This window comes from Lewinella sp. LCG006, from assembly GCF_040784935.1.
In the GTDB taxonomy this organism is placed as follows: Bacteria; Bacteroidota; Bacteroidia; order Chitinophagales; family Saprospiraceae; genus Lewinella.
Window position 1 is genome coordinate 7,349,323 of record NZ_CP160680.1, and the last position, 14,473, is coordinate 7,363,795.

The 14,473-nt window shown below is 46.3% G+C and carries 10 protein-coding genes; 4 read left to right on the forward strand and 6 right to left on the reverse strand.

Annotated elements, in window-relative coordinates:
* Window positions 1–46: 46 nt before the first annotated feature.
* From AB0L18_RS26875 to AB0L18_RS26890, 4 genes are all read right to left on the reverse strand, one after another.
* A complete protein-coding gene (locus AB0L18_RS26875) occupies window positions 47–4,906 on the reverse strand; it encodes a choice-of-anchor Q domain-containing protein (protein WP_367390412.1) in 4,860 nt (1,619 codons plus the stop codon).
* A gap of 170 nt (window positions 4,907–5,076) precedes the next feature.
* Window positions 5,077–5,466, reverse strand: a complete 390-nt coding sequence (locus tag AB0L18_RS26880; RefSeq protein ID WP_367390413.1) for a DUF3276 family protein — start codon at window positions 5,464–5,466, stop codon at window positions 5,077–5,079.
* An 85-nt stretch (window positions 5,467–5,551) separates the two neighbouring features.
* Window positions 5,552–7,339, reverse strand: coding sequence for an ABC transporter ATP-binding protein (locus AB0L18_RS26885; RefSeq protein WP_367390414.1), 1,788 nt, complete (start codon window positions 7,337–7,339; stop codon window positions 5,552–5,554).
* A gap of 85 nt (window positions 7,340–7,424) precedes the next feature.
* Entirely contained in the window at window positions 7,425–7,976 is a 552-nt protein-coding gene (locus tag AB0L18_RS26890) for a thioredoxin family protein (RefSeq protein WP_367390415.1), read from the reverse strand.
* Window positions 7,977–8,505: 529 nt separating this feature from the next.
* Here AB0L18_RS26890 and AB0L18_RS26895 point away from each other — a divergent pair.
* Genes AB0L18_RS26895 through AB0L18_RS26910 form a run of 4 tightly spaced genes read left to right on the forward strand, consistent with a single transcriptional unit; the run spans window position 8,506 to window position 11,338 of the window.
* Complete coding sequence (locus AB0L18_RS26895) at window positions 8,506–9,225, forward strand: hypothetical protein (RefSeq protein WP_367390416.1); 720 nt, start codon at window positions 8,506–8,508, stop codon at window positions 9,223–9,225.
* A 28-nt stretch (window positions 9,226–9,253) separates the two neighbouring features.
* Window positions 9,254–9,901: a hypothetical protein gene (locus AB0L18_RS26900; RefSeq protein ID WP_367390417.1), complete on the forward strand. Its 648-nt coding sequence runs from the start codon at window positions 9,254–9,256 to the stop codon at window positions 9,899–9,901.
* Window positions 9,880–10,698, forward strand: coding sequence for a sensor histidine kinase (locus tag AB0L18_RS26905; RefSeq protein WP_367390418.1), 819 nt, complete (start codon window positions 9,880–9,882; stop codon window positions 10,696–10,698). The genes AB0L18_RS26900 and AB0L18_RS26905 overlap by 22 nt, the downstream gene beginning before the upstream one ends.
* Window positions 10,685–11,338, forward strand: coding sequence for a response regulator (locus AB0L18_RS26910; protein WP_367390419.1), 654 nt, complete (start codon window positions 10,685–10,687; stop codon window positions 11,336–11,338). The genes AB0L18_RS26905 and AB0L18_RS26910 overlap by 14 nt, the downstream gene beginning before the upstream one ends.
* Here the strand turns inward: AB0L18_RS26910 and AB0L18_RS26915 are convergent.
* Window positions 11,335–11,595, reverse strand: a complete 261-nt coding sequence (locus AB0L18_RS26915) for a CDGSH iron-sulfur domain-containing protein (RefSeq protein ID WP_367390420.1) — start codon at window positions 11,593–11,595, stop codon at window positions 11,335–11,337. The genes AB0L18_RS26910 and AB0L18_RS26915 overlap by 4 nt on opposite strands.
* 116 nt (window positions 11,596–11,711) lie before the next feature.
* Window positions 11,712–14,465, reverse strand: coding sequence for a CHAT domain-containing protein (locus AB0L18_RS26920; protein ID WP_367390421.1), 2,754 nt, complete (start codon window positions 14,463–14,465; stop codon window positions 11,712–11,714).
* Window positions 14,466–14,473: the final 8 nt, after the last annotated feature.

Consider the following 14,473-nt stretch of genomic DNA (forward strand, 5'->3'; position numbering starts at 1 on the left):
TTTCGGTAGTCTTACGAGGTGCATGCAATCACACGCTCACTATATCTTATTTGGCAGTAATCACCTTGTGAGATACCACTCCTCCTTTTGCAAATATTTGTACTTGATACATTCCAGCAGGAAGACCAGATAAATCCAAGCGAACTGTTCCTGTCGTATTGAATTCTCTTGATTGCATCAGTTGGCCTGATCCCATCGCACTAATACGTACGATGATTTCTTCACCAAAGCTTGCTGGAATTTCTAACCAAGCGAATCCATCAACTGCGGGATTAGGATAAATGCGACTTCCTTCCAATACCACAACATCTCTTACTGAGGTAATACATTCCTCCTGGTATTCGTAAGCACCAATGTCACGACGATCGTTAAAGACCATCAATCCACGCTGATCAGCTTCTGTATTATCAGGATTTCCTCCATCAATAGCTGGACTTGGACACTGAAGGGCATGGGTCATGGTAGCTCCACCATTGTCAGCCAACACATCAAGGTTAGCATCTACTGGCTGCGCCATTGTTCCTACGGTGTCGGTCATCATGGCAGTAAATGCGCCACTATCATCTATTCCGATAAGGTTGTAGCCAGCAGAGCCAATAGTTCCCATACCCGCAACATCGACTCCGGTAGTTCCTGTAAAGTTACCTGCAACTAAAGTGCTGTTCATGGTTGTAGTGGAAGTAGCTGTAGATTGAAAGCATCCACCACCCTCAACCATAGCAGTATTATTGGTAATCGTAGATGCCGTCACGTCTAGCGTTCCATTATTCGCGAAACCACCTCCATTCTGAGTCACATTGTTACCACTGATGGTACTGTAAGTTACCCTAACGGTACCGTTGGCATCATTGTGAACACCGCCACCTGCGCCACTACCGTCAACAGTGTTGTTGGCAATCGTTGAAGCAACTATTTCTATGACACCACCAGCATTGAATACACCACCACCACCTTGGTCACTTCCGCTACCAGTAGCAGTGTTGTTCATGATACTCACTTCCGTAATCGTCATGGTACCACTACCGTTCCACAAACCACCACCTTCGGCAGTTGCAGTGTTACCACTCACGACACCACCAGAGATATTAGCAATACCAGCACCGGTAATGTGTAATCCACCTCCGTTGCCGGGTGCACTACCCGTTGTGTTATCCATCAACATTACATTCGTCAAGGTCATTATACTAGCATCGCCGGATACATCTTCAATACCGCCACCGGCACGGATAGCACTGTTGCCGCTGATCGTAACATCCGAGATGTTTAGGGTTGCTCCTACGTCATTGAGGATACCGCCCCCTGAACCAGCAGTTCCGGTAGCCATATTTCCACTGATGATGGTGTTACCGCTTACGTTTAGCGTTCCGCTAAGGTTGTAAATACCACCACCACCTTGGTCAGATGCAGCACCAGCAGCACTATTGTTCTCTATGGTCACTCCTACTACAGCCATCGTACCAGCACCGTTCCACAAACCACCGCCTTCGGCAGTTGCGGTATTTCCACTTACTACGCCACCAGTGATACTAACATTACCAGCGCCAGTAATATGTAAGCCACCTCCGTTTCCTGGAGATCCCCCCGTCGTGTTCGTCAACAACATGACGTTGGTCAAAGTTACTGTCGTAGCATCGCCGGATACATCTTCAATACCGCCACCGGCGCGGATAGAACTGTTACCGCTGATGGTAGCGTCAGTGATGGTCAGGGTTGCTCCTACGTCATTGAGGATACCACCCCCTGAACCAGCAGTTCCGGTAGCCATATTTCCACTGATTGTCGTATTACCGCTTACACTTACCGTGCCACTGAGGTTGTAAATGCCTCCACCGCCTTGGTCAGCTCCAGGGCCGGCAGCACTGTTATTTTCGATGGTTACGCCTACTACCGTCATGGTACCAGTACCGTTCCACAAACCACCGCCTTCAGCAGTTGCGGTGTTGCCACTCACGACACCACCAGTGATATCGACATCACCGTTTCCAGTTACGTGCAGACCACCTCCGTTTCCAGGAGCACCACCCGTCGTGTTGTTCATCAACATGACGTTGGTCAAAGTTACTATCGTAGCATCGCCAGATACATCTTCAATACCGCCACCGGCGCGTACAGCACTGTTGCCACTGATGGTAGCATCTGTAACGTTCAGGGTCGCCCCTACGTCATTAAGGATGCCTCCACCTGAACCAGCGGCTCCAGTGGCCATGTTTCCACTGATCGTAGTGTTGCCGCTTACGTTTAGCGTTCCGCTAAGGTTGAAAATACCACCACCACCTTGGTCGGGTGCAGCACCAGCAGCACTGTTGTTCTCTATGGTCACTCCTACTACCGCCATGGTACCAGCACCGTTCCACAAGCCACCACCTTCTAAAGTTGCGGTATTGCCACTCACGACGCCGCCAGTAATACTAGCGTTACCTGCACCGGTAATGTGGAAACCACCACCATTGCCAGGAGAACCGCCAGTCGTATTTGTTGTCAGCATTACATTGGTAAGAGAGACAAAGCCCATCTCGCCAGAATTATCTTCAATACCTCCACCCGCACGGATTGAGCTGTTTCCACTGATGGTAGCGTCAATAATCGTAAGGGTACCTCCGGCATCATTGTGCACACCACCACCGCTGCCACCTGCGCCTGTAGCCATATTACCTGTGATAGTAGTATTGTTATTTATTATCACGGCACCACCAGCATTGAATACACCACCGCCGCCTTGGTCGACACCTGCACCAGCAGCGGTATTGTTTTGAATCATCACTCCTGCTACCGTCATGGTGCCTGTACCATTCCATAGACCACCGCCTTCGGCAGTTGCGGTGTTGCCACTCACGACACCACCAGTGATATCGACATCACCGTTTCCAGTTACGTGCAGACCACCTCCGTTGCCAGGAGCATCACCCGTCGTGTTGTTCATCAACATGACGTTGGTCAAAGTTACTATCGTAGCATCGCCAGATACATCTTCAATACCGCCACCAGCACGTACAGCACTGTTGCCACTGATGGTAGCATCTGTAACGTTCAGCGTCGCCCCTACGTCATTAAGGATACCTCCACCTGAACCAGCGGCTCCAGTGGCCATGTTTCCACTGATCGTAGTGTTGCCGCTTACGTTTAGCGTTCCGCTAAGGTTGAAAATACCACCACCACCTTGGTCGGGTGCAGCACCGGCAGCACTGTTGTTCTCGATAGTCACCCCTACTACCGCCATGGTACCAGCACCGTTCCACAAGCCACCACCTTCTAAAGTTGCGGTATTGCCACTCACTACACCGCCAGTAATACTAGCGTTACCGGCCCCAGTAATATGGAAACCACCTCCGTTGCCTGGAGAGCCGCCAGTAGTATTTGTTGTCAGCATTACATTGGTAAGAGAGACAAAGCCCATCTCGCCAGAATTATCTTCAATACCTCCACCAGCACGGATAGAGCTGTTTCCACTGATGGTAGCGTCAATAATCGTAAGGGTACCTCCGGCATCATTGTGGACTCCACCACCGCTGCCACCTGCGCCTGTAGCCATATTACCTGTGATAGTGGTATTGTTATTTATTATCACGGTACCACCAGCATTGAATACACCGCCACCGCCTTGGTCGACACCTGCACCAGCAGCGGTATTGTTTTGAATCATCACTCCTGCTACCGTCATGGTGCCTGTACCATTCCATAGACCACCGCCTTCAGCAGTTGCGGTGTTGCCCACCACTATGCCGCCGCTAATTTCGACATTACCGGCACCTGTAATGTGCAAACCACCGCCATTACCAGGTGATCCGCCAGTGGTATTCCCACTCAAGGTTACATTGGTTAGAGTCACTGTAGTTGCGGCACCAGATACATCTTCGATGCCTCCACCTGCACGCACAGCACTGTTGCCACTGATGGTAGCGCCTGTAACGCTTAAGGTTGCACCTACATCATTGAGGATACCACCACCTGAACCAGCGGTTCCGGTAGCCATATTCCCCATGATCATGGTATTTCCCGTAATTTCTACCGTACCACTGAGGTTATAAATACCACCTCCACCTTGGTCGGCGCCAGGGCCAGCAGCACTGTTGTTTTGAATAGTAACATTGGTTATGTTCATGAGACCGGCTCCATTCCACAAGCCTCCTCCTTCGGCAGCAGCAGTGTTGTCACTCACTACACCGCTAGTAATGTTCACATTACCAGCACCTGTAACGTGCAAACCACCGCCGTTACCAGGGGCGCTACCCGTATTATTTCCAGTAAGCATTACATTGGTGAGCGTCACTAGGCCCATAGCACCAGCGTTATCTTCGATGCCTCCACCTGCGCGACTTGCGGAGTTGCCGCTAATCGTCGTATTAATAATAGTAAGGCTACCACCATTTAAATTGAGAATAGCACCACCGCTGCCACTGAGCCCAACAGCTCTGTTGTTGGTAAGTTGGCTGTTGCTAATCGTGACTGCGCCACCGCTATTGACAATAGCACCACCTCCTTGTGTGGCCAATAGCCCAAGAGCTTGGCAGTCATCGATGATAACATCGTCTATTACTAGCGTGGCATCGGTATTGGAAATCGCACCGCCACTAATTGTAGAGGAGGCATTGAAAATCCGTAAACCGGTAATTTCTACTGCTATATCTCCGGAAATTTCAAAAGCCTGAAAAATACCAAGGCCATTAATATTACTCATCGCCGATCCGTTACCCCGGATCACCAAAGATTTATTAATGGTAATTGGTCCACTGACCAGGTTAAAGTTCAAGCCGTTGGTCGCTGAAGCAAAAACTAGTGTATCTCCATCTACAGCGCTGTTGATGGAAGACCTTAAAGAACCAACGATATCATCTGTATTGGTAGACACGATGATTGTTCCTGCCTTAAGAGATGAAAAGGAGGAAAGAAAGACTCCTAAAAGAAGCATGATTGAGAGTTGGACGGTTTGTCGCATAGTATAATGTGGTTAGTTGGAGAATTAATTCACACTTACTTACGAGGAAAACTATCCAGCTGGATTTATTTCTATAAAAAAAGAATAAAAAAAAGAAGCTACCCCTAGTGGAGTAGCTTCTTTTTTATCTTTTTAAACCCTTGTTACCAAGTCATATCTTCTTCATTTTCCAGCTCAGCGGGTTCTATCGGAGCCTTTTGGTAACTGTCTTCCGTATCACGCTGCGCTTCAAATTCTTCGTGCCGACGGGTGAACTCGTCGTAATCATAATCTGGCATCAGCTCCGTTTTCACGTAGTTAATGGCATCTTCGAGACCTGCGATAAAGCGATTAAAATCCTCTTTGTACAAGAAAATTTTATGCCGCTCGTAGCCATCATTGTCGAATCGCTTGGTACTTTCTGTGAGCGTAAGATAAAAGTCATCGCCTTTGGTACGGCGCACGTCGAAGAAATAGGTCCTCCTTTTTCCAGCGCGGACTTTATTCGAATATTCACTTTCCTGACGCTGCCTGTTGTTGTTATCGTTGTCCAAGACTGCTGATTTTATTTGCCAAATGAGGTGGTTGATCTACAAAAGTAAATATTTGGCGAAAAAACCAAAACAATTGGGCTAAAAATCAGAGCGCTTCTTCTAAAGACTGCTTTTCATACATATCCGCGTAGTAGCCTTTCCGCTCAATGAGTTCCTGGTGAGTACCTTGTTCCGCAATTTGGCCATCTTCAAGAACAATGATTTTATCAAAAGAAAGCAAGCTGTAAATACGGTGGGTAATGATGATGGTGGTCTTATCCGCCAACGACGCATTAAAGTAACCTAAAATTTGTTTTTCGGTATTGGTGTCGACTGCTGAAAGGCAATCATCGAGAATGATAATATCTGGCTGCTTGATCAAGGCCCGGGCTATCGAAACCCTTTGCTTTTGTCCACCTGAGAGGGTCACGCCACGTTCACCTACCAAGGTAGCAAAGCCGTTTTTCAATCCTTCAATATCTTCATAAACGGCAGCATAACGGGCAAACTGTTCGATTTCCGCTTGCGCTGCATCCCGTTTACCAAAAGCGATATTGTTCCCTACGGTATCAGAAAACAGGAATACATCTTGCGGTACGTAACCGATTCTTTCGCGCAGATTGGCCAGGTCATGTTCCCTGATGTCTTTTCCATCAATTTTAATGGAGCCCTCACTCACATCATACATACGTAAAAGAAGGTCGGCAATACTAGTTTTACCCGCCCCAGTTTTACCAACGATGGCCAATTTCTGGCCGGGCTCAAGCTTCAAACTAAGCCCTTCGATAGCTTTGATACCCGTATCTGGATACACAAAAGTGACCTTATCAAATTCGATGGCACCGCGCAAGGGTTGAGGAACACCATTGCTTACGGGATTGGCTATTTCTGGTTTTTGATCCAAAAATTCGTTGATCCTCCTTTGCGAAGCGGAAGCTTGCTGAATGATCGAAGCGACCCAACCTACGGCCGTTACGGGCCAGGTAAGCAAATTGACGTAAATAACGAATTCTGCAATATTTCCGGCGGTGATCGTTCCTTTCACTACCTGTAAGCCACCAATGTAGACCGTCAGGATAGTACTTGCACCAATCATTACCAGCATGAGAGGGTAGAAAAAAGCATCGACTTTGGCCAGATCTAGCGACTTGTCTTTGAATTCATCTGACTGCCCAGTAAAAAACTTGCGAATCGCCCGTTCTTGTACATAGCTTTTGATGACCCGGATACCACTATAGGACTCCTGTGCGGTACTGTTCAAGCTGGCAAGTTGCTGCTGGATCAGGTAGCTTCGTTTATTGATAATATTACTGACGTAATAAATGCTAATAGACAGAAAAGGTAGTGGTGCCAGGGAATAGAGCGTCAATTCTACACTTACCTGCAACATACTGTAGACGACCAATACCACGGTAGAAATCAAGTTGATGCCATACAATACCGCAGGGCCGATGTACATTCTGACTTTACCAACGTCCTCCGTAATTCGGGCCATCATATCGCCCGTCTTGTTTCGCTTATAAAAGGCTTGGGTGAGGTTTTCGTACTGCTGGAAGATTTCCTTGCGCATGTCGTACTCAATAAGGCGCGACATGACAATGATGGTTTGCCGCATCAAGTACATAAATACGCCCATAACCAGGGCTAGGAACAAGACCAACAACCCGTAGTACAGCAGGGTTTGTGCTAAAACGCCGTAAAATTCTGATTGCAACGCAAACCCATCGAAGAGGCGATACATGCTGATGTGCTCGACCACCAAATCAAAACCCTCACGGATCATCTGTGGTTGGAGTACCCGAAAATAATTGGATAGGGTAACGAATACGATGCCAAGCAGCAACCGCGTACGGTACTTCCAGAAAAACTTATTCAGATACTTTAAATGCTCCACAGTGTGCTATAAAGATGAAAGGTAAGAGATGATAGACAGCTAACAAGTATTAACCCTGGCTGTACGAAAAAGTTGCCTTGTTAGATTATTTACCCTGACTAAGCTTAAAATCATCGAAAGAAGTGGTCTTAAAATGATCTTCTCCGATAAACTGCAATTCCAAATCCATTGCGGCCGCCTCTTTGTAGCCCGGTGAGATCGTGATCCGATTCCGGTTTTCGTCCAGGTAAACAAATGAGGGGTAACTCATCCGATTATCAAGCAATGCGACGGCCAGTTCATGAACACCTCGGCGGCCTACATCAGATCGGTAAGTGAAGGTATGGTTATCGTAAAGAATATTTTCTTTCTGCTCAGCATCCAATTTTACGGCATAGAAATGCTCGTTCATTTGCTTTACCACCGCAGGATCAACAAACGTGCTGGCATCCATGCGCTTGCACCATCCACACCAATCCGTGTAAACATCAACAAAAACTTTCTTAGGTTGGGATGCCATTCGGGTCATGGCTTCCTCCCAGCTCAACCACTCGATGGTGGTATCATCAACAGGAGAAGATTTTGTTTCTGAAGTAGAATTCCAGAAAAACAAGCAGCAGGCAACCAGTGTTAGACCAAGTATTGGGAAATAACGCATAATTTTCAATTTTTGACAAAGTAACGGGGGCTTTTTACACAACCCCGTAAAATTACAAAGGTAGAAAGCCAGCGTTGGATTTTATTGAAAATGCGTTCTAATCCTGCCTAAATGCAGTAAAAAGGCCCTGTTGTCACCAACAGAGCCTGTATTTAAAGATGCTCTTGTATTCCGAAGAATATTTAAGCTTCTCCCCTAAAATATTTTAAGCACAGTAATTCAACAGTGTGTTTATTTATTTCGGCGAGCAACAAATGGGTTATTAGGTGTGAATATGGGTTTCAGTTGCTCTTTTGATAGGTCAAAGATAAGGTCAATTAGAGCAGCTTTGGGAGCGTATAAAAGCTTGTTTTATAAAACAGGCATAGTTACCTGTTTTGGACAAAGTATAAACACGCAGTGCTATCCGGGTATTTATACGGGGTTTCACTTATTTTCGGCGAGCAGACTATAAAACTGGCAACATTGTATTAAATTAATGTCGTGAAAACCTTTTTTATTCACTCACTTACCCCTAATTCAATTCATTATGTCCACTCGTTCTTATGCAGCTTGGCAAACCTGCTTACCTGGAAACCTACCGACTTTATTTTATGCCTTTGATGAAAGTGAAAATCAAACAGAGCGTGTAGCTGCTTTCAGAATCACGGATCAGGTAGAACTGAATAATCTGCTGCTAAGTAAACCTGAACGTCTACGAATTCACCTGGGAGCCGATCCGGGTTTTGATTTCAATACCGTCCCGTCTAGCCCTGCTGTAGAATTTTATTTCGAGGGGCTCACCAAAGGGGGGACTAATATTACCCTAGCGTTTGAATGGGACCCTAATCCCCCCTTTTTAGAAGATGGTACGTACGGTCCCAATAGTGGACCCGATGAAATTCCACCCGATGGGGCTATCCTTTTTGCCAAAGCCTGGATGGAAACGCCCTACAATATGATCGGTGATGCCTTTGAAGGATATGATTCCAAAAATCTGGTCCAAAGAGTAAAATCCTACACGTTCCAAGAAGACGAAACCGCAGCTCTCCTTTCCAACCTCGAGAAGGGCCTGGCAAGTAATGAAACGCATGTTTGCCTCTATCTTGGCAATAGCATCCCTGTATCCGGTCATCCTTTCGGCTTCAGGCCCGTCATTGAAATTCGTCCGATAACCAATAGCAGAAAGACAAAAACCTTAAATGGAGATGGCAGTGGAAGTAGCTTTTTTGACTTTTCTTCTCCTTGTCCACCCGTTTGTAGTGAATAATCCCTTTTAGAAACGCACCTCTGAGACCATGGAAGAATGCCTCGCCAGATTTTTTATTTCTACCTCTACCTACTCTGTAGCATTGCCACTAGTGGTAGGACTATTGAGGCTAAAGCGTTTACAAATCATTCAGCGGTATGTCCTCGCCCTGATCGTTTTTTCCATTTTAGTGGAGTTGGCGGCCGTTTTATTGGGCCGCTTACTCCACTTAAGAAACCTACCTTTACTGCATGTTTTTTCAGTAGTCCAATTTACCCTGCTGTGGCTCATTTTTGCCCAACGATTAATCCCTCCCTTCTCCAAAAAGCTTTTTGGGGGAATATTAGGTATCTTTTGGATTTTTGCCATCGTTTGTGCAATCTGGATAGACGGGATCTTCAACTTCAATGCACATGCCCGCTCTTTTGGTGCTATCCTCATCATTGTTTTTTGCTTAAGTTATTTTTACCAACGGCTGCGCAAACTTGATCTGGAGAACCTGGAAACAGACCCCCTTTTCTGGGTAGCAACAGGCAGCTTAATTTATTTTTCTGGCAGTCTAATCCTTTTCATCATAAGCAACTACATATTAGCTAATGAATCCATGTCTTTTTCGATGTGGGGAGTGCACGGAATATTCAATACCTTTAACAACTTGTTCTTTATGATTGCATTATGGGTACAGCCAACGAAGTAGGTCTATCTTTTTCACTGTTGCTTTTCATTGTCATTGCCATGCTTTCGCTGGCAATTGCAATTGTGGTATTCTTTATTGTGTACCAAAAGCGCCTGCTTTTACAGCAAAAACAAATTCGCGATATTGAATCCAGTCAGCAAAAACGCTTGATGCAAGCGGTCGTCTCTGCACAAGAAGAAGAGCGCCGCAAGTTGGCATCGGAACTTCACGACGGCATCGGCAGCCTTATTTCTGCGGGTAAATTGTATCTGAAAAAAATTGAGAGCTCAACGTCCGTACAAGCTTCTAAACCACTGATCATCGAAGCGGGAAGTATTCTCGACGAAAGTATGCGTACCATGCGTGAGTTGAGCAGTAACCTCTCACCTGCCAGCTTACAGCGTTATGGGTTGGTCGCAGCCATTGAAGACTTGTGCCAACGCGTAAGAAAGCTACAAAGCCATCAAGTAACATTTGAGTGTCAAGGAGAAGTTATTCGCTTACCCGAAGAGGTGGAAAGTTCGCTGTTTCGCGTAGCGCAAGAACTCGTCAACAACACCCTCAAACACGCTGAAGCCAGTAAAATAGACCTTAGTCTGCGTTTCCTGCCAGATCATCTCCACTTCCTTTACCACGATGACGGGAAGGGCTTTGATCACGAGGCACCTAAACCCAACACTACTAAAAGTTTTGGCCTCATCAATATCGAAAGCCGCGCGCAACTCATGGATGCACAACTCCACCTGGACACTAGCCCGGGTGAAGGGATGAACCTTTTACTCATTATTCCAAAACCACTGCCAAATGTCGCCCATTAAAGTTGCCCTGGTCGATGACCAAACCTTATTTTTAAAAGGCCTTCGGTTGATTCTTGAAGAATATCCTGAAATAGACATTGTAATAGAGGCCAACAATGGGCAAGATTTCCTGACTGCCGTAGCAAAAGAGGAACCACACGTGGTATTACTCGACCTGAAGATGCCCGGCATGGACGGCATAGAAGTGGCCGAAAAACTAAAGACGATCGCCCCCGAGGTGAAAATCATTTTGCTCACTATGCATGATGATGAGCACTTTATCCACCACGTTCTCTCCTTGGGTGCCAATGGCTACCTACTCAAAAACGAAGAACCAGCTATTTTGCGGGAAGCTATTCAGAAAGTAATGACCCAGGAGTATTATCTCAACGATTATGTAGCCAAGGCACTGCTAAGCAATATCAAAAAGAAAGACACTTATTCCTCCGATCAGGCAAAGGACGCTTTGTTCACACTCACCCCTCGCGAAAAAGAAATCCTCCAACTGATCTGCGAAGAACATACTACCGGCGAAATCGCACAGCAATTGTTTATCAGCAAAAGAACAGTTGAAGGACATCGGCAAAATCTGCTCGACAAAACCGGGGTACGCAATACTGCCGGCTTGGTCATTTATGCCTTAAAAAACCAGCTGGTTTAGAGTGCTTTATGGCTGCCGTCGCAAAAACCAGGTCTAGTGGTATGCTTGCATTGACACATCCCGTAGCTTTTGGTTTCTTCCACTTGAAAGATTACAGGTGAGAAAGCTGATCCTTTGTGAGACCCGTCGCAAAAAGGTTGATTTGATGATGCTCCACAAGCACACCATGCGTAATTCTTTCCCGCCTCTAACTCCACACGTACAGGTGCTTTGGCAGCAATTTTTGGTTGTTCCATCTTATTTTTGATTGTTAGCATTTAAAAGACCAAGCTAATAATTAATGCTTACACACCATCTGTATTGACATCAATTTAGAATCAATCTAAGCTTGATTTTCAGCTATTGCGACTAGCATTAAGTTGTCAATGGAAGATCACCTCCTGTGCTTTCGCCACCAGGAATAACCGCCAAAACCAACCAATAAGGCCAGTGCCCACCAGGTGTACTTCCACCATCCTGTGCCCGAAGGAGGCAAGGGTTGGTTATCGCCGTAATAAGTTAATCCCGCCCAGTAGTAAGGTGATTTTTGAAAGGAAGGAACAGTGGGGTTATCCAAGAAAGATAGTTTTGCCTGCCGCAGTGCCTCTGCTTTGGTTTGGTGTGCTGCTAAGTGTTGGTAAAAATCTCCCATCAACTGGCTGGTATAGCGATCATTGAGGTTCCACAAACTGGCGATAACACTGCCCGTACCAGCATAGATAAATGCGCGACCCAAGCCCAGTACCCCTTCTCCGCTAGCGAGTTGCCCGGTTTGAGTCTGGCAAGCACTCAGTACCACCAAATCAGCAGGAACAGACAGCTTGTAAATATCAGCCATAGTAAGCAGACTGTCGTAAAAAACAATGTGTGGTGGCTGCTCTGGCGTGTAGCCAAAAGCATGGGTAGAAAGATGTAAAATTTGGCAAGTCTTCTGCCGGGAGAGGAAAGCCTGCCGCGTAGCAACTTGATCCTTAAGCACCTCTGTAGGGAAGTATTGACGAATAGCCGCCAATTCTTCTCCACTATAAGAAAGCTGTGCATATCCACTCCGACCGTTCCCTGCAAAGGGAGCCATAGCCAGTAAGGGTTTCGCAGACAAACGAATAGGTTGTTTTTTCAAATGCGCATAAAGCGTCGCAGAATAAGCATAAAGCAAACGTGAATGACGTAGCAGGTAACTTGCTGTAGCCAATTGAGCATTTACAACATTCTTGGTGACCAGTGTTTCAAAAGGCAAATAAGCCAGTGGTCCAGCAGGAATAATGATTAGCTGCGTGGGCAGATCCGAAAAAAGAGGGGCTATCAATAGCTGGTACAACTCATTGCTTTTTTGCAAAAAGAGATCAGGCGATTGTTCGATCACTTCATTGGACTGAAAAAAGAGGAGATAATCCATCAATATTTGCGCTAGCTTTTCCTGCGGCCCCAGATCAACAATATGTACTTTTCCCTTGTCGATACTCAGGGCATAAACACGGCGGGCGCCCCAAAAATAATGCAACAATCCATCACCCGCCTCCGCCAAAAACTGTCGCTGAAATTGGTCGCTATCGATCAATTGGTGGCGCTCTTCCTCATCGCTAAATTGAGGATAGGTAGCCGCGAGGTAGGCATAAAATTCTCGCAACTTTTGTTGTGCTACCAGGAAGGCCTCCTCTACCCTATTCTGCCCTTCATGCGCAGTGGTCTGAAAAGCAAATTCTGCTTCGCGCAATTCGTTTTTCAGCGACTGTTCGACGATTCTTAAACTATCGGAAACACTGCTCAACCGTTGTGCTCCTTGTACCGCTTCCAAGAGCAATACCGATTGGCTTTTTTCAAAAAAATGAAAAGCTTGATCCCCATCATTCAGCAAGTAGGTACATTCGATAGCATCCTCGTAAAAGGGAAGCACCTTTTCTCGCCAAAACAATTGGGTAGCCTGATCGTAATGTCCCTGGCGAATCTGATCGATCAGGTAGTCGCCAGTTTGGTAAACAAGTAATGCCATTACCAACTGTCCGGCATCTTTACTTTCCTCATAAATTGCTTTATGAGCAAGCGCTATATCGGTGTAATAAGTGAGTAAATCCAGCTTGTGCGGCGAGTAGCGAATCAGTTGGTACATCGAAACGCCCTTACGGGCTGGCAGGATGGTCTCCACGGCTTTAAGGTAAGTCTCCAAGGCTGCTTGAGGTTCGCCCATGCTTAGGTAGAGTTCTCCGATATTATCATGGCTTTGCGCAATAATTTCGGGTGACTCGCAAGCTTCTGCCAATTGTAAGCCTCTCAACAAGACCTCCTTTGCTTTCTGAAAAAGCTTCGTCTCCAGGTAGGCAACCCCCAGGTTATTTGCGACCAAAGCGGCACGCACGCAATTGTCCCAATCTTCGTACCCCCGCAGGGCTTGCTGGTAATAAGCGATGGCTTCTTTTTTGTTTCCCAATTGATCATAAACCAGGGCTATCTGGTTCTGACAAGCAAAAAGATCCTCCTCTTCTTCTACCGATTTAAAAAGGGTGAGGGCGCGTTGTAGCGTATCCAGCGCTTGTGCCCCTTGCCCTTTTTCCCAGAGTAACTGTCCCAAATCCAGGTAAGTTTTTGCCAGACTTAGCTGGTCTGCTTCCGCTTGCGCTATATCGCGCGCCAAGCGAAAGTAAGCCGCAGCCTCGGTAAAAGCTCCCTGATTTTGCCAAACTTGCCCTAATTGGCGATAACTGACTTGTAATCGACCTTTGAGATCAAGGTCTTCGTAAATGGCTACTGCTTTTTGCAAATATGGCTTTGCCTGCAAATAACTCCCTCGTGCTTTCAAAAAATAACCGAGATTAAAATTTGATTTGCCCTGCGCCAGGGTAAAAGTACCTTTGTTCACGAGCTCCCACTGTTGCTGAGCAGCCTGGGTGAAAAATATCGCTGAGTCCAACTGTTCTTCACCATAAGCAGTACCTAGTCGATGTAAAACCAGTGCTAAAGAGTCCGGCCATTGCCCACATTTAGTCAATTCGTGTTGGGTTTGCTTCAGCTCCTTTACATCACCCTGCTCAATAACAGTGTGGATACTTTTTGGAAAATCACAAGGAGTAGAGGCTGCCAGCAAGCTTGCCTGCATCACGAGCAAGACTAAAGGAAATATTTTTTGAAGTACGAATCGACACTTTAAGGGCATAATGGACC